This is a genomic window from Thermococcus sp. 5-4 (assembly GCF_002197185.1).
GTDB classification, from domain to species: domain Archaea; phylum Methanobacteriota_B; class Thermococci; order Thermococcales; family Thermococcaceae; genus Thermococcus; species Thermococcus radiotolerans.
In genome coordinates this window covers 757,651-773,895 of the sequence record NZ_CP021848.1, presented here as the reverse complement: position 1 = coordinate 773,895, position 16,245 = coordinate 757,651, and the positions used below count along the sequence as shown (strand labels likewise).

At 55.9% G+C, this 16,245-nt stretch carries 17 protein-coding genes; 8 read left to right on the top strand and 9 right to left on the bottom strand.

Features of this window, described 5'->3' with window-relative positions; translation table 11 throughout:
- Positions 1-7: 7 nt before the first annotated feature.
- On the bottom strand, positions 8-439 hold the full coding sequence (locus CDI07_RS04305; RefSeq protein WP_226996611.1) for a hypothetical protein: 432 nt from the start codon (positions 437-439) through the stop codon (positions 8-10).
- Between the two features lie 231 nt (positions 440-670).
- On the opposite strand from CDI07_RS04305, the gene CDI07_RS04300 reads away from it, so the two are divergent.
- Positions 671-1,513 (top strand): DMT family transporter, encoded by an 843-nt coding sequence (locus CDI07_RS04300; RefSeq protein ID WP_088180435.1) that lies wholly within the window; start codon positions 671-673, stop codon positions 1,511-1,513.
- Here the strand turns inward: CDI07_RS04300 and CDI07_RS04295 are convergent.
- Complete coding sequence (locus tag CDI07_RS04295) at positions 1,503-2,171, bottom strand: glycosyltransferase family 2 protein (RefSeq protein ID WP_088180434.1); 669 nt, start codon at positions 2,169-2,171, stop codon at positions 1,503-1,505. The two genes, CDI07_RS04300 and CDI07_RS04295, sit on opposite strands and share 11 nt — an antisense overlap.
- A complete protein-coding gene (gene panB, locus CDI07_RS04290) occupies positions 2,172-3,029 on the bottom strand; it encodes a 3-methyl-2-oxobutanoate hydroxymethyltransferase (protein WP_088180433.1) in 858 nt (285 codons plus the stop codon). It abuts the gene before it with no gap.
- A gap of 58 nt (positions 3,030-3,087) precedes the next feature.
- Here panB and CDI07_RS04285 point away from each other — a divergent pair, with 58 nt between their 5' ends.
- From CDI07_RS04285 to CDI07_RS04270, 4 genes are read left to right on the top strand one after another with little or no spacing between them, the layout of a single operon-like run.
- Entirely contained in the window at positions 3,088-3,516 is a 429-nt protein-coding gene (locus CDI07_RS04285; protein WP_088180432.1) for an archease, read from the top strand.
- Between the two features lie 9 nt (positions 3,517-3,525).
- Positions 3,526-4,461 carry a tRNA (cytosine(49)-C(5))-methyltransferase gene (locus CDI07_RS04280; protein ID WP_088180431.1) on the top strand — a complete coding sequence of 312 codons (936 nt, stop codon included), beginning with the start codon at positions 3,526-3,528 and terminating at the stop codon, positions 4,459-4,461.
- Positions 4,458-4,922: a hypothetical protein gene (locus CDI07_RS04275; protein WP_088180430.1), complete on the top strand. Its 465-nt coding sequence runs from the start codon at positions 4,458-4,460 to the stop codon at positions 4,920-4,922. The genes CDI07_RS04280 and CDI07_RS04275 overlap by 4 nt, the downstream gene beginning before the upstream one ends.
- A 36-nt stretch (positions 4,923-4,958) precedes the next feature.
- A complete protein-coding gene (locus CDI07_RS04270; protein WP_088180429.1) occupies positions 4,959-6,398 on the top strand; it encodes an RtcB family protein in 1,440 nt (479 codons plus the stop codon).
- A 45-nt stretch (positions 6,399-6,443) separates the two neighbouring features.
- Here the strand turns inward: CDI07_RS04270 and CDI07_RS04265 are convergent, their stop codons facing one another.
- Genes CDI07_RS04265 through CDI07_RS04255 form a run of 3 tightly spaced genes read right to left on the bottom strand, consistent with a single transcriptional unit; the run spans position 6,444 to position 10,419 of the window.
- Positions 6,444-7,397: an ABC transporter permease gene (locus CDI07_RS04265; RefSeq protein WP_226996610.1), complete on the bottom strand. Its 954-nt coding sequence runs from the start codon at positions 7,395-7,397 to the stop codon at positions 6,444-6,446.
- Positions 7,367-9,493, bottom strand: coding sequence for an NEW3 domain-containing protein (locus CDI07_RS04260; protein ID WP_088180428.1), 2,127 nt, complete (start codon positions 9,491-9,493; stop codon positions 7,367-7,369). Before CDI07_RS04260 ends, CDI07_RS04265 begins: the two co-directional genes overlap by 31 nt.
- A complete protein-coding gene (locus tag CDI07_RS04255; RefSeq protein WP_088180427.1) occupies positions 9,490-10,419 on the bottom strand; it encodes an ABC transporter ATP-binding protein in 930 nt (309 codons plus the stop codon). The genes CDI07_RS04260 and CDI07_RS04255 overlap by 4 nt, the downstream gene beginning before the upstream one ends.
- A 97-nt stretch (positions 10,420-10,516) precedes the next feature.
- On the opposite strand from CDI07_RS04255, the gene moaC reads away from it, so the two are divergent.
- On the top strand, positions 10,517-10,996 hold the full coding sequence (gene moaC / locus CDI07_RS04250; RefSeq protein WP_088180426.1) for a cyclic pyranopterin monophosphate synthase MoaC: 480 nt from the start codon (positions 10,517-10,519) through the stop codon (positions 10,994-10,996).
- Here the strand turns inward: moaC and CDI07_RS04245 are convergent.
- On the bottom strand, positions 10,981-11,493 hold the full coding sequence (locus CDI07_RS04245; RefSeq protein ID WP_088180425.1) for a hypothetical protein: 513 nt from the start codon (positions 11,491-11,493) through the stop codon (positions 10,981-10,983). The two genes, moaC and CDI07_RS04245, sit on opposite strands and share 16 nt — an antisense overlap.
- A 106-nt stretch (positions 11,494-11,599) precedes the next feature.
- On the opposite strand from CDI07_RS04245, the gene CDI07_RS04240 reads away from it, so the two are divergent.
- Entirely contained in the window at positions 11,600-13,324 is a 1,725-nt protein-coding gene (locus tag CDI07_RS04240; protein ID WP_088180424.1) for a DNA mismatch repair protein, read from the top strand.
- A gap of 22 nt (positions 13,325-13,346) precedes the next feature.
- Here CDI07_RS04240 and CDI07_RS04235 read toward each other — a convergent pair whose 3' ends face one another.
- Together CDI07_RS04235 and CDI07_RS04230 are read right to left on the bottom strand one after the other, a co-directional pair.
- Positions 13,347-14,015: a Kae1-associated kinase Bud32 gene (locus tag CDI07_RS04235; RefSeq protein ID WP_088180423.1), complete on the bottom strand. Its 669-nt coding sequence runs from the start codon at positions 14,013-14,015 to the stop codon at positions 13,347-13,349.
- 4 nt (positions 14,016-14,019) lie between these two features.
- On the bottom strand, positions 14,020-14,331 hold the full coding sequence (locus tag CDI07_RS04230; protein WP_088180422.1) for a hypothetical protein: 312 nt from the start codon (positions 14,329-14,331) through the stop codon (positions 14,020-14,022).
- Positions 14,332-14,508: 177 nt separating this feature from the next.
- Between CDI07_RS04230 and thsB the strand changes: the two genes are divergently transcribed.
- Positions 14,509-16,161 (top strand): thermosome subunit beta, encoded by a 1,653-nt coding sequence (gene thsB / locus CDI07_RS04225; RefSeq protein WP_088180421.1) that lies wholly within the window; start codon positions 14,509-14,511, stop codon positions 16,159-16,161.
- The last annotated feature ends 84 nt before the right edge of the window (positions 16,162-16,245 follow it).

The window sequence follows — 16,245 nt, the reverse complement described above, 5'->3', positions numbered from 1 at the left end:
TTGCAGCTCACCACAGAACCAGCCCGCCCTTCACGCGGAGGGAGATTGAGACGGGGCCGCCGTTTGAGTCGGGGATTATCACAAGGTACATCGGGCCATTCTTGGGAAACCGCCAGATTTTGTCGACCCTGGTGGCGCCGTCGACCTTGAACAGGCACAGCGCTCCATCGCCGGATTTCAGGATTCTGAAGCCCACTTCGTCCGTGATGCATATCGTCACCGGTTCGTTGGACTTCATGGAGAACTGTATCACGCTCCATTCGTAGCCGTCCAGCTTGTATGCGTAGTACCCTCCCGTGGGTATCACGACGTTCTCCTGGAACTTGTACGAGACTCCCCACAGGGTGGCGGCTAGGAGGATAGCTCCAACGATTAGAATCGTGAATCCGAACGCCTCTATCCTCTTAATCGTGAGGGGCCCCATAGTTATTGCCGCCACCCAAATCCCCCATTATAATCTTGTTAACGCTCTATTTAAACCTTGTGACTTTAAGTTTTAGTTTTATTCTTTTTTGTTACGTATGTCCCCACAATCTGGAAGCTGCCCACCATCTTGGACAAAATCCAAGATATGGAGGGACCTTACTCGGGCTTTCCTCGACCGTAGGAGTTTGTAGAAGTCTCCACAATTTTCCGAGGATTTTTTAAGATGAAGCGCTGAGAAGGAAGTATGAGGCAGGAAACCCTCGGCGCGCTCTTCGCAATCGTTGGAATGTTTATTTATGGCCTTGAGCCGGTTGTGATAAAGTCCAACCCATCCAATCCCATAAGCTTTGCCGCCTTTTCAGCGCTCGTGGCATCTCTCCTTCTGTGGGTCAAACTCATCGTTTCCGGGGAACTGGAAGAAATCCGGAGGAATCCAGGGGATCTAAAGAGGGCCTTCCTCGTGGGTCTTTTCGGCACGGCCCTTGCATACCTTGCGTATTCCTTCGGGGCGCGAATGAGCACGGCGATAAACGCTGCACTGATAACGCGGAGCGAGGTGCTCTTCTCGTTCTTCCTCTCGTGGCTCTTCCTCGGCGAGAGAATAACGCGGAGGCTGGTTGGCTATTCCACCGCCATACTGGTCGGATTGATCGTCGTCATACTCCAGGGGCGCTCGATGGAGCTACACCTCGGCGATTTCCTTCTCCTCCTAGTTCCGCTCTTCTGGCAGTTGGGCCATGTGATAGCCAAGAGACTGCCATACAGTCCGCCCACGATAGCGGCTCTGAGGAACACCTTCGGATTTCTCCTACTCTTTCCACTCGCCATCGCCACCGGCCTGGAGTTCTCCCGCTTTGTTATTGCAGAGGGCCTGGTGATAGCCGTCGGTCAGCTGGTCTGGTACCGCTCGATAAAGCTCATCAACCTCTCCAAGGCCACCGCCATCATAACGCCAGCGCCGGCCGTTGCAATCGGACTGGGCATCCTGCTGGGTGAGAGCTTTACGATTTACCATGCGGTTGGCTTTCTCCTCATAACCCTGGGAACCCTGGGCGCGGTGAGGGTGGAAAGCGAGCTCAGAACCTGAACAGCGCCCTGACGAAGCGAAAAACGTCCTTCGGGCCGAATCGTCCCTCCCGGGAGGGATCGTATATCATGCTCACGGGTACCTCCTTTATCCTCGCTCCCCTCTTGGCGGCCTTTATCAGCATCTCTGTTTCGACCTCGTAGCGGTCGCTCTCTATCTCCGGGAGGAACTCCCGGCTGAACGCCCGAAAGCCGCTCTGGGTATCGTAGACGTACTGCCGCAGCTTGAGGCGGATGAGGCGCGTCGTTATTATGTTGCTGAGCCTTCTGTGGAGAGGTCTCTTTCCGGCTTCCTCGACCTTCCTCGCTCCTATCACCAGATCCGCCTCGCCGGCGACTATAAGCTCCACGAGGTTCCTTATCTCCTCGGGCCTGTGCTGGCCGTCGGCGTCCATGAAGACCACGACGTCTCCACTGGAGTGCTTGATTCCCTCCCGCATCGCACAGCCCTTGCCACAGTTCTTCTCAAGTCGGATGGCCTTTATCCTGCCGTCCTTCTTGGAAAACGCCTTGGCCACCTCGTACGTCCCGTCGCTTGAGCCGTCGTCCACAACGACGACCTCATCAACGAAGTCCGGAATCCCCTCAAGAACCTCTGGGAGTCTCGTCTCCTCGTTGTAAGCAGGTATGATGACGGTGATCCTTCTGCCCTTCAGCATCTAGTCATCCTCTCCGAGCCTTTCGAGGGCTCTCTGGGCTTTTCTCCGGAAGTCGTCCTTATCGAGGAACTCCCAGTAGTGTTCCCTCGCCGGAAACTCGCCGCTCTTTACCTCCTCGCGGTAGTTCTCAAGGGCAAGTCGTATCATGCCGCCGATGTCGGCGTATTTCTTGACGAAGGGGGGCGTATTTTCGTAGATTCCCAGGAGGTCGTGCCAGACGAGAACCTGTCCGTCAACGTAGGGGCCGGCACCGATTCCGATGGTGGGGATCGAGACCTCTTCGGTTACGAGCTTCGCAACGTCCGCCAGCGTGAACTCTAGAACTACGGCGAAGGCACCGGCCTTCTCAAGTGCCCTAGCATCGCGGAGGATTTCCTCGATTTCATCATCCGTTTCGCCCATCAGCCGGTAGCCGCCGAGGCGGAGATAGCGCTGTGGCGTAAGCCCCGTGTGCCCCATCACCGGAATTCCCATGCGAACCAGCTTCCTCACAAGCTTTCGGTGGTCGTAGCCGCCCTCGATCTTCACCGCGTCCGCCCCGGCCTGTATGAGCCTAACCGCGTTTCTGACGCCATCCTCGGTGTCCACCTCATAGCTACCGAAGGGCATGTCCGCCAGGACGAGCGCCCTCTTAACGGCCCTTGCGACCGCTTTGGTGTGGAACACCATCTGCTCCATCGTGACATTCAGCGTGTTTTCCTCGCCGTAGACAACCATTCCCAGGGAATCGCCGATGAAGATTATGTCCATTCCCGCCTTATCGGCTATGAGCGCCGAGGGGTAATCGTAAGCAGTTATCATGGCTATCTTTTCCTTCCCCTTCATCTCGATTATTTTCCGAGGCGTTATCTCCCTCATTTTCCCACCCGTAGGCTAATAAACCTCCGTCCCTATAAGCCTTCTGGGGGTGAAGGGCATGAGGAAGTGGGAGCACTACGAGCACACGGCTGATGTTGGAATCAGGGGCTACGGTGAGAGCCTTGAGGAAGCCTTCGAGGCCGTCGCGCTGGCGCTCTTTGACGTGATGGTTGACGTGAGGAAGGTGGAGAGCAAAGAATGCCGCGAGATTGAGGTTGAGGGCGAAGACCTGATGGCGCTCCTCTACAACTTCCTTGAGGAGCTTCTCGTGCTCCACGACATGGAGGGACTGGTCTTTGGAGACGTTGACGTCGAGATAGAGAGAACCGGGGAAGGCTACCGACTTAGGGCGAAGGCCTGCGGTGAGGTTCTCGACTACGAGAAGCACGAGCCAAAGGAAGAGGTAAAGGCGATAACCTACCACGAGATGAAGATAGAGCAATTGCCGGACGGGAGATGGATGGCGCAGCTGGTGCCGGACATCTGAGGTGGTTCCATGAGCGCGAGGGACAGGATTAGGGAGACCAACCCCGCCTTTTACGAGCGCTACTCGATGCTCGAAGATACCGACGAGTTCTGGGAGTTCATAATCCGACCCCTGAGGCAGAGCATAAGGGTGAACACCCTCAAGGCGCCGCTCGAAGTGGTGGTTGAGAGGCTCAGAGAAGAGTTTGAACTCCAGCCAATCCCCTGGGTTCGCGAGGGCTTCTTCATCAACGTTGACAACCTCGCGAAGGTCCCGGAGCACAGTCTTGGCCTGATCTTCGGCCAGGAAGCGAGCTCTATGATACCTCCGGTCGTCCTCGACCCGAAGCCCGGCGAGCTGGTTCTCGACATGGCGGCAGCCCCTGGCTCAAAAACCGGGCAAATGGCCCAGTACATGAAGAACGAAGGATGCATAATAGCAAACGACCCGAAGCTCAGCAGGGCCAACGTCCTCATAGCGAACCTCAACAGGATGGGCGTCTTAAACACCCGTGTAACTACGAAGGACGGGGCTTACTTCGGCCGTTTTGAGAATACCTTTGACAGAATTCTCCTCGACGCCCCGTGCTCTTCCGTGGGGATGATACGGAAGAAGTGGAAGTTCCTGGAGAGCTGGCGCCTGAGGGGTGTCATCAAGTACATGAACATCCAGAAGATGCTCATCCTGGCCGCCTATCGGGCGCTCAAGCCGGGTGGAACTCTAGTTTATTCGACCTGCACGATAGACCCCCTGGAGAACGAGGAGGTCGTTGATTACCTCCTGAGGAAGACCGCCGCGAGGCTTGAGCCGATAGATCTGCCGGTGAAGACCAGCGAGCCGGTCCTTGAGTGGGAGGGACGAACCTACTCGGAGGAGCTGAAGAAGGCCCTCCGCATACACCCCAACGACAACGACACCGAGGCCTTCTTCATCGCGAAGATAGTCAAGCCGGAGGGAGGGGCATGAGCGAAAACCCGAGGGAGAAGATAGGAAGAACTAGCGACACCGAACTCGTCAAAAGGCTTCTCATTGAGAACTACGGATATGCACCGGAGCTCGTATATGAGATACGCGGGAGGTATCACAAGGTCTACGCATGGAAGCCCTGCTCCTTCGAAATCAGAGGGCCCGACAGGAACGGGGTGTACTTCGGGAGAATAGAGAGTGATGGGATAAGGTTGAGTATCGAAGGCTCATTCCTCGTTGGGCCGAAAGCCACGAAGAACGTCGTCGAGCTGGACGACGAGAGGGCGAGGCGGTATTTATCCGGCGAGAGCGTTGAGATCGACGATAAGGACCTTCACGGATGGGTGATAGTTAAATGGCGCTCATACTACCTCGGCTCGGCCAAGGCCAAGGAGGGCAGGCTCATAAACTACGTGCCGAAGGAGAGAAGGCTGAAGCTCGAAGACCCCGCGAAAGCTTAAAATAATGTTAGGGTAATCTAAAACGGAGGTGGGAGGATGGTGCCGCTGAAGAGGATAGATAAAATACGTTGGGAGATACCGAAGTACGACAAGAGAATGCGCGTTCCGGGCAGAGTTTACGCTGACGACCAGCTGATAGAGAAGATGAGGGGAGACAGAACCCTTGAGCAGGCCGCCAACGTTGCGATGCTCCCCGGCATCTACAAGTACTCCATCGTCATGCCCGACGGCCATCAGGGCTACGGCTTCCCGATCGGTGGTGTTGCGGCCTTTGACGTGAAAGAGGGCGTCATAAGCCCCGGAGGAGTGGGTTACGACATCAACTGCGGTGTCAGGCTCATAAGGACGAACCTCACCGAGAAGGAAGTGAGACCGAAGATAAAGGAGCTCGTTGACACTCTCTTCAGGAACGTGCCCTCCGGACTGGGAAGCAAAGGAAGGGTAAGGCTCCACTGGACGCAGCTTGACGATGTCCTCGCTGATGGTGCCAAGTGGGCCGTCGATAACGGCTACGGCTGGAAGGAGGATCTCGAGCATCTTGAGGAGGGCGGAAGGATGGAGGGCGCGAATCCAGGAGCAGTTAGCCAGAAAGCAAAGCAGAGGGGAGCGCCGCAGCTCGGTTCCCTTGGCTCCGGAAACCACTTCCTTGAGGTCCAGGTGGTTGATAAGATCTTCGACGAAAAGATAGCTAAAGCGTATGGCCTCTTTGAGGGGCAGGTCGTTGTCATGGTTCACACCGGAAGCAGGGGTCTCGGCCACCAGGTGGCGAGCGACTACCTCAGGATAATGGAGAAGGCCAACAGGAAGTACGGTGTGCCCTGGCCTGACCGTGAGCTCGTCAGCGTTCCATTCCAGACAGAGGAAGGACAGAGGTACTTCAGCGCGATGAAGGCCGCTGCGAATTTCGCGTGGGCCAACAGGCAGATGATAACCCACTGGGTCAGGGAGTCCTTTGAAGAGGTCTTCAAGAGGAAGGCCGAAGACATGGAAATGAGCATCGTTTACGATGTGGCGCACAACATAGCCAAGGTCGAGGAGCACGAGGTCGACGGAAGGAAGGTCAAGGTCGTGGTTCACAGGAAGGGAGCAACGAGAGCATTCCCTGCCAGACACCCCGACGTGCCGAGGGCCTACCGTGACGTTGGTCAGCCGGTTCTGATTCCAGGCTCGATGGGAACGGCAAGCTACGTCCTTGCCGGGGCAGAGGGTTCCATGAGGGAGACCTTCGGTTCAACGTGCCACGGAGCCGGAAGGCTGATGAGCAGGCACGCCGCAACCAGGCAGTACCGCGGCGACAGGCTGAGGAACGAGCTCCTTCAGAGGGGAATCTACGTCCGCGCGGCTTCGCTGAGGGTCGTTGCAGAGGAGGCCCCGGGGGCCTACAAGAGTGTCGACAACGTTGTGAACGTCGTCCACCAGGCGGGCATAGCGAACCTCGTGGCGAGAATGCGCCCGATGGGAGTTGCCAAGGGTTGATTCCGGTTTTCCTTTCCCTCTTCTCCAGAAAGAAAAAGAAATGGGCTAACTGATGTCGCTGGTCATGAACCTAACGTAGGCTATCGCGAAGGGCAGGAAGAGCATCACGAGGAGCATGGCCAGGTTGTTGAAGCCGTAGGTAAAAGAATCTCCCAGCGGGATGTAGTAGTTAAGGAACCTGTCCCCGCCGAAGATGTACTGGACGAGCTGGACGTAGTGGTGTGCCGGGTTGAGGAAGTGCAGCCTTGCCATCCATGTGTTTACCGTTTCCTGCCAGACGTCATGGGCACCGGTTCCCCACGGCGGTTCTGGGCCGGCAAGCCTTGGGGCGGCTATGCCGACCACTATGCCGTAGAAGACAGTGAGGAAGATGGCCAGACCGACGGCGGCAAGCATCGATGTCTCCGGTTTCTTGAAGAGGGTTGAGAAGAGCACACCGATTGAGAGGAACGTCAGAGTATAGAGTATCGTGGCGATGATCGCCAGAAAACCCCTGAAAAGTGAATCCCCGTCCAGCGGAATGCCCAGTATCAGCATCACGGCCACTATGGCGACGTAGACAACGAGGTTTGTGAGGATTATCAGCAGCCCCATGCCGAGGAACTTGCCGTTGATGACCTCGTCACGGTAAACCGGATGCCCTAGGAGGACCTTGGCAGTTCCCGTTTCGACCTCCCTGTTTATCGCATCCGCACCCAGAGCCGCACCCAGAACAGCGCCTATGATTGTGATTATCATCATGTTTATCATGAAGAGTGCTGCAAGCGGCGTCATGTAGACCTCGCTGACCGACCCCCAGAGGAAAAGCTCGTTGCTTTCCACCCTCGGCGTCCCCATGCGGATAAGGTAGTCCTTGATACCGTAAACTGCGAGGGCAAAGATGAGAAGGTAGATGCCCATGATGACGATGAACCTCTTGCTCTTCACCGAGGTGTAGAGTTCCTTGAGCGCTATGTTCCAGGCCGGGTTCATCTCCTTCCGACCCTCCTCATCAGCCATATCACGACCCCGAAGACTGCCACGAGGAGCAGAATTCCGAGATAGGCACTGCTGGAGCTCTGTGTTACCCTGACGGTTATCACGGTCTCCGCTTTGGCCTGGTCGCCCGTGGCGGTTACGGTTATGGTGTACGTTCCGGCTGGGGCTGATTTCGGAACCTTGACCCGGAGTTCAACGGTGGTGGGCCCGGGATACACCTGGACGTTGCCTCCCTCTATAACCCCGAGCCGTGGGATGGTGTCCGGAACGACCTCGACGTCCCATCCAGCTGGGGCCTGAACCGAGAATTTAACGTTGGTAACAGTTCCAGCGGCGTCCACCCATATGTTGGTGGCAGTTGAGCCTCCGGCTTTCACTGTGAGGCTCGGATAGTCCGCATTTAGGGTTAAACTTGCGGGATTCTCGACCCTGACGGTTAGTGTTTTTTCAACCTTTGTTCTCTCCCCTTTAATGATGACCCTGGCCTTTATCTCCCCAGAAACAACGTTGAAGGGTGCTATAACCACGAGGTAAGCGCTTGTGCTCTCTCCGGGACCGGCTTTCACCGTTCCCACCGGAGTGGCGCCGCTGGGGTCCTGGCTGATCACGTAGCTCCATCCGGGCTCAAGTCCCTCCAAGGTTATCCTGTATTCGTCCTCGTTGGAGCCTAAGTTGGTTATTCTCACCTCGGTGCTGGCACTTCCGCCCGCTTGAACGGTGAGGGCGTCACTCTGGAGCTCGGCCTCGAAGTAGTACGGTGCCCTGCTCAGGGTTACCCGGAGGCTCTTCTCCTCGCCATCTCCCAGCTCGATGGTCTCTTCCTTGGGAATCGCCCCGGGAGCGCCGGCGGTGAGTTTGTACTTGCCCGCTGGAAGCTCCAAGGTTGCAGCACCGGTTGGAGAGGTTGTGACGTTCTTCCCTCCTACGCTCACCCATCCCCTCACGGGATTTCCGCTCTCGTCGGTCAGAATCACGGTCAGTTTCGCCGGCTGTCCGAGGTAGGTTTTGTATATATGAATCGTCAGGCCGTACTCCCTTCCGTTTACGGTGAAGCTCAACCTGTGGTCTCCGAGGGTGGCGTTCCTGGGAACCTCGATGACAAGACTACCTGTTAAAGTTCCCGAGACGGTAAAGCTCCTGAGCCTGTACCCTCCGGCGGTCAGATACATGTTCCAACCGGCCGGGAGGTCCTTGGGTTCGAAATCCACGGTTCCGCTTCCACTGAACGTTACGGGAATCGTGAGAACCTGGCCGGCCTCAACATCGAGTGCAAGGTATGGGATGGAGACCTCAACTCCCGTGGCCTCTATCTCGATGCTTCCGGGGAAGTCCCCCACCGCGAACCTGACCGTTCCGCTTCCCGTTGCCTTGATGTGAAGGGTAACCGTGACCGAGCCCATCGGTGGGAGCGTTATCTCCTCGACCTCGACGCCTCCGTACAGGAAGCTTGCCTTCCAGCCCTCGGGCATTGAGATAACCTTAAGGCTCAGGCTCATCTCGGTGTTGGAGGAGCTCGTTATCGTTATCGGGATATCAACCGGCCCGGAGACCCTTATCTTTCCGTAGGGGTAGAAGACCATATAATTCAGGCTGACGGTTTCGGAGACCGGGCTTGCAGCGTACACCCTTATCTCCTTCCCGTCGTACTCAAGGGCTATCAGATCAACTACCGCGCTTCCGTTAACCTCCAGCGTTCTCGCAACGCCATTGACCGAGACGTCAACGGTCTTATTACCAACGGCCGTTACCTCGACGACGTTGCCGTTAAAGATGGCCTTCGCACCGACCTCCGGCTTGATGGAGGTGATGAAATTCGGCTTTACGGACACGACCACGAAACCGCCCTGTGAGGTGTAGCTTCCGAAGAGGATTTTGAGGCCGTCCCTCTCTATCTCCGTTCCAAAGGCGAATGGCTTCAGCTCCAGGATCCGGCTTCCGTTCCTCAGCATCAGATAGTAGCTTCCATCGGCGGCCTGGACAACGGTTATCGTATAGTTGCCCACCGCAAGGGTCTGTCCCGTGGTGATTCTGCCCTCAAACACCGTCACGTAAGGTTGAGCTGCAACGAGCGACGACAGAATAACCAGTGAAAGGAGAAGCCCCAAAAGCTTCCTCATTCCTCATCCCTCCCGTAAACGGTTTTGAGGAAAACGTCTTCAAGGCTGGGCTCTTCGATATCGAGCCTCAGGATCGTGAGTCCCTTCTCGGAGAGGCCCTTTGACAGCTCCTCCCTGATGTCTGTACGGGCGAATATTATGGCCTGATTCGGCCTGACCAGCTCGATCCTCGTTATCTCCGGGTGCTCAATAGCCGGCAGGGGCTCCTTGGTCTCCACCTTTATCTCGTAGCCCTCAAGCTCCATGAACTGTCTCTTTATCTCGCCTATGGTTCCTACTGCCTTGAGGTTTCCCCTCACGATGATTCCAACCCTGTCGCTGAGCTCTTCGACCTCGCTGAGTATGTGTGACGAGAAAAAGACCGTCCTTCCCTCGGATCGGGCTTCCCTTATCAGCCTCTTGACGAGGTGAGCCCCCTCTGGGTCGAGACCGCTCGTCGGCTCGTCGAGGATTAGCAGCTCGGGGTCGTTTATGAAGGTCTGGGCTATCAGGAGTCTCTGTTTCATTCCCTTGGAGAATGTCTTCGCCTTCCGGTAGCGAACCTCCCAAAGGCCGACCATCTTCAGGAGCTCGGTTATCCGCCTCTCCTTCTCAGCGTTCGACATCCTGTAAAAGTTGGCGAAGAACTCGAGGTTTTTCCATGCTGTCAGCTCGCCGTATATCGTGGCATTTTCCGGAAGGTATCCAAGCCGTTCCTTTATCCGAATCGGCTCCTTTGTCACGTCCATTCCGAGAAGCTCCACCCTTCCTTCGTCAGGTATGACCAGATTGAGCATGCTGAGGATGGTGGTGGTTTTACCCGCGCCGTTTGGACCCAGAAAACCAAAGATCTCCCCCTCGTTGACCTCCAGAGTGAGGGAATCAACCGCCCTCAGGCTCCCGTACGATTTGGTGAGGTTCTCGATGAGTATGGCGGGTGATGGCATGAACTACCACCTCTAGCGATAGTAAGGAGGACATAACTTAAAAGGATTACGGGCAGGGTTTTAAAAGGGGAGCGACTTATATAGCCGGGGGAGGCACATGAAGGAGCTCACGCACGTTGATGAAAGGGGCGTTAAGATGGTCGAGGTTGGGCACAAGAGGGAGGTTTTCAGAAGGGCCGTGGCAAAGGGCAGGATAAGGCTCAGGCCGGAAACGATAGAGCTTATCAAGGCTGGAAAGACGAAGAAGGGCAACGTTATAGCCACGGCCCAGATAGCGGGAATCCTTGCGGTAAAGAAGACGCCGGAGCTGATTCCACTCTGCCACCCGATACCGCTCACGGGAGTTGACATCTCATTCGAGTTCGGCGAGGACTACATAGAGGCCACCTGCGAAGTTCGTGCCACCTACAAGACGGGAGTTGAAATGGAGGCCCTAACAGGTGTTACGGTTGCCCTGCTGACGATATGGGACATGGTCAAGGCCGTTGAGAAGGACGAGAACGGCCAGTACCCGTTCACGAGGATCGAGGGCATTCACGTGGTAGAGAAGGTGAAGGAGGCCTACTCTTCACAGTAGCCGATCAGGGCGTATTCGAGTAGTTTCGCTAAATCGTTCAGTATGAAACCAAAGAATACCAGGAAGAGGCTTCCGCCGGAATTGTCTCTGAAGGCCCTGTTTATTACCCCGAGAAATACGGCCCCCCATATCACAAGGGGAGGCAGCTCTGTGAGAAGCCTCTCCCTCATGGAGGTTCTGGACACGATGAAACGCTTTAGCCCGTTCTCATCTCGAGCCATGAACCTCTTTGGGGTCGGCCATTCCTCCTCGAAAACCCATGATGTGTGTCTGGCAAGAAACATTTTTCCGCCTTTAAATTTTAGCAGATAAACATACTCCCCGTAGCTCGAGGCTAGGAAGGATTCCACATGAAGCTCCGGATCGATATCAGACGAAAATTCGACAACATATGCTCCCTTTCTCTTGAAGTGGGGTAGGATATCCTTGGGCGTGGATTTTGTGAATTCCAGCACTCTGATACGATAGGTCGGTCTGAGAATTCTCTTGACTATCATCCGTCTCACCTGAGGGCATTGTTTAGATGTTACTCCATGAGCTTATAAAACTTGCCGTTTCTGGGCTTCAGGTAACTTTTTTAGCCCTTTGGACATTCCTTCAACGATGGCGCTCAAGCTGAACCCCGAGGCTAAAGCGATATACCGCTCAATCCACGAGGAGATAAAGAGACGGTTAGTCCTTCCAGGGAGTTCGACATTTCTCGAGGGGTTTGAACCTACCTCCGAAGAGAAGGAGATTCTCCGCAGGCAGGACTATTTCCGGAAAAACCTTCCCAAAATCCGGCCCGAGCTGAGGGAGCAGATAGCCAAAGTCAAGCCGATAAAGTTCCGCCGCGATTACCTCCACGACAGGATTCTCATAGTTGACGAAAGTGAGCTTGAGAGAGCCGAGGGTCTGGGACTCTGCGAGGTCTCGACAAGTTTGGAAGAGGGCGAGGGCTACCCCCTGGTACTTAGCACCGTCGGCTACGGGATTGACGTCGAGCTAACGCCGTCCCAGATAGCCCCGGAACTCTACATTATGCCCCTCTGGGAGAACCGGGAAACGCTTGAGGCCCTAACTAAAATCGGCGAGCTAACCGGCGAGGGCAGCGTCGCCTTGGAGATACTCCGTGGGCTGAACGAACTTGGGGAGGTCATGGAAAAGCGGAAGCTCCTCGACGGTCTTGAGGAGCTGGTTGCGGAGAAAGAGCGCGAGCTTAACGGGAAAATAGCTGAGAAGCTTGAGAAGTTCAGCCTGACGCTGAGCGGGAAAGAGTTGCTCGACTTCCTCGGGGAGCTCAAGGCCGGGAACTACGAGGCCATATTCAAGCACTTCGGCGAGGTCGAGGGTGAAATCCTTGATCTGATAAACGCGGCCGAGAACGAGCTGAGCGAAAAGCTTGGCATCACCGTCGAGCTCTTCTCCCGGGAGGAGCTGTACCCGGTGACCGTGCCCCCGGAGAGGATAGAGATGCTCCGCGAGGAGCTCGAAAGGGAGCTCAAGGTCGAACTGTACCTCAGGAGCAGGGAAGTGCTTGAGAGAATCATGCCCCTTCTTCCCAAGCTCAAGGAAGAACTCGGCCGCGTCCACGAGCTTGATTTCCTGCTGGCTGTGAGGGACTTCACTGAGGGCTTTTCCTTCCCCGAGCTCTGGAAGGGCGGAATAGCGTTCGTCAACGGGCGGCACCTCTTCATAGAAAATCCCCAGCCGGTCAGCTATGCTATCGGAAAAACGCCCGATGGGTTCCCAGTCCCAGGCGCTGACGATATACGCGACGAGAGGGTGGTCATCCTCACCGGGGCCAACAGTGGTGGAAAGACCAGCCTCTTAGAGCTGATGACACAGATAACCGTTCTCACCCACATGGGATTCCCGGTTCCGGCGGAGAAGGCCTGGGTCGAGCCCCTCGATGAGCTGTTCTTCTTCAGGCGGAAGAGGAGCGCCTACGATGCTGGTGCCTTTGAGACGGCCCTGCGCTCCTTTGTTAGAGCCCTTCGCGGAGAGGGCAGAAAGCTCATCCTCATAGACGAGTTCGAGGCCATAACCGAGCCCGGCGCGGCTGTCAAGATAATCGGCGAACTTTTGAAGATAGCTCATGAGAAGGGCTTCTACGTTGTCATAGTGTCACACCTGGGAGAGGATCTCAGAAAGGGGCTTCCCTTCGCGAGGGTAGACGGGATAGAGGCCAAAGGCCTGGATGAGAAGCTCAACCTCATCGTCGACCGGCAGCCCGTCTTCGGAAAGCTCGGAAGGAGCACGCCGGAGCTCATCGTTGAAAGCCTTGCTAGAAAGAAACGTGGGAAGGAGCGGGAAATTTTCGAGAGGGTTCTGAGGGCATTCAGGTAGGAGTGAGCTTTGCACTTTGTCCCTACCCCACCCAGCTCCGCTCTCTGTACCTTCCCCTGCTCTCGATTTCTTCTATCTTCGCCTTGAGTTCCTCGGCCTTCTCCTCGCCCCTGACCTCGGCGTAGCCTTCTAAAACGGCCTCAAAGCCCCTCTCGAACCAGGTGTAGTGGGTGCTCTCCATGGCGCGCTTGAGGAGGTGCAGATCAACGCCCCTCGCCTCCAATGTGGGATCAAAGTCAGCTAAACCGAAGTCTATCAGGTAAACCTTTCCGTCCCTGAGTATCATGTTGCTGGTGGTCAGGTCACCGTGCACTATGCCCGCCTCATGGAGCCTTCCAATCTGTCTCCCAATCTCGCGGCAGAGGGGAAGCCTCCCCTCCATCGGCAGCCTCTCCAGAAGCTCCTTCAGGCGCTCGCCGTCTATGAACTCCATGGCTATCTTCATCTCCCTCATATCGACCTCGTAGACGTAGGGGCAGTTCACACCGAACTCCTTCGCCCTGTGGAGAACCCTCGCCTCCCTAACCGTTCTCTCCCTTCTCAGCCGCTCGTCGATCTCCCTTATGCGGTAGCGCTTTGGAATTCTGTGTTTGATGATTATTCTCTCGCCCGGGAGGAGCTCTGCACCAAAATACTCTCCGAACTCCGCCAGGTATATCTTCGCCTCCGCGCCCTGCTTTATCAGCTCCATGAAATCACCCCTGCTTAAGTGCGAACTCCTCAATCAGCCTTGAGTAGTCCCGAACGGTGACCCTTATCTCAACGACGTTCTCCATTTTGATGACCAGAACCCCCGCGTCATCCCGTACAACTAAAACGGCCTTATCAACGTTTCCATCGTCGAGAATTCTGCGGGCGTATTGGAGCTTTTCGGCATTAGAGTCTAGCATATCATCTAGAATTGATGCGGCGTTGTCAACGTCCACACTCACGACGCCGTAGTTCTCTATGACGTCAAGAATGCTCAGGGCTTTCTCTGGGGTCAGCTGGTATATCATGGGTTCCATCGCTCCCACCAGCGGTGCCTTGGTCCTCAAGGTTTTAGCCCTTTCCCCCAGTTCTGACCTTGGTTTCTGTCATTTATTCAAATATATTGGTATTTTTTGAAATTTTTGACCCAAAAATTTATATGCAACGCTGACGAAGCGTTTCTGCAAAAAGGAATCTGATAGGAGGAATGTCAAATGGCACAGCTTAGCGGACAGCCGGTTGTTATTCTGCCTGAGGGGACCCAGAGGTACGTTGGAAGGGATGCCCAGAGGCTCAACATTCTGGCTGCTAGGATTATTGCTGAAACCGTCAGGACCACCCTCGGTCCAAAGGGTATGGATAAAATGCTCGTCGACAGCCTTGGTGACGTCGTTGTCACCAACGATGGAGCCACGATTCTCGACAGGATAGACCTCCAGCACCCGGCTGCGAAGATGATGGTTGAGGTTGCTAAGACTCAGGACAAGGAGGCTGGCGATGGTACCACCACCGCCGTTGTTATCGCTGGCGAACTCCTCAGGAAGGCCGAGGAGCTCCTCGACCAGAACATCCACCCGAGCATCATCGTCAAGGGCTACACCATGGCCGCTGAGAAGGCCCAGGAGATACTTCAGGAGATCGCCATCGAGGTTACCCCGGACGACGAGGAGACCCTCATGAAGATAGCCATGACCTCAATCACCGGCAAGAACGCCGAGAGCCACAAGGAGCTCTTTGCGAAACTCGCCGTTGACGCCGTCAGGCAGGTCGCCGAGAAGAAGGATGGAAAGTACGTCGTGGATATCGACAACATCAAGATAGAGAAGAAGGCCGGTGAGAGCGTCGAGGAGAGCGAGCTCATCCGCGGTGTTGTTATCGACAAGGAGCGCGTCCACCCGAGGATGCCGACCAGGATTGAGGGCGCTAAGATCGCGCTCATCAACGAGGCCCTCGAGGTCAAGAAGACCGAGACCGATGCCAAGATAAACATCACCAGCCCGGACCAGCTCTTCCAGTTCATCGAGCAGGAGGAGAAGATGCTCAAGGAGATGGTCGACCAGATCGCCGCCACCGGTGCGAACGTTCTCTTCGTCCAGAAGGGTATTGACGACCTCGCCCAGCACTACCTCGCCAAGTACGGCATCCTCGCCGTGAGGAGAGTTAAGAAGAGTGACATGGAGAAGCTCGCCAAGGCCACTGGAGCTAAGGTCGTTACCAACGTTAAGGACCTCACCCCGGAGGACCTCGGTCACGCAGACCTCGTTGAGGAGCGCAAGATTGCCGGCGAGAGCATGATCTTCGTCGAGGGCTGCAAGAACCCGAAGGCCGTGACCATACTCATCCGCGGTGGCACCGAGCACGTCATCGACGAGGTTGAGAGGGCCCTTGAGGACGCCATCAAGGTCGTCAAGGACGTCATGGAGGACGGCTACGTTCTTCCGGCCGGAGGTGCCGGCGAGATAGAGCTCAGCATCAAGCTCGACGAGTACGCCAAGCAGGTCGGCGGCAAGGAGGCTCTGGCCATCGAGAACTTCGCCGACGCTCTCAAGATAATCCCGAAGACCCTCGCTGAGAACGCCGGTCTCGACACCGTCGAGATGCTCGTCAAGGTCATCAGCGAGCACAAGAACAAGGGCAGGGCCATAGGCATCGACGTCTTCGAGGGCGAGCCGGCCGACATGCTCGCCAAGGGTATCATCGAGCCGCTCCGCGTCAAGAAGCAGGCCATCAAGAGCGCCAGCGAGGCCGCCATAATGATCCTCAGGATCGACGACGTCATCGCCGCCAAGATAAGCAAGCCCGAGGGCGGTCAGGGCGGCGGAATGCCCGGTATGGGCGGAATGGGCGGCATGGACATGGGCATGTGATGCCCTCTATTCTCTTTCCTTATACTCAACCTTGTACCAAAAGGTTTTATTTGTAGATTCGCCTCTCCTTATGGGAGTGAGAGT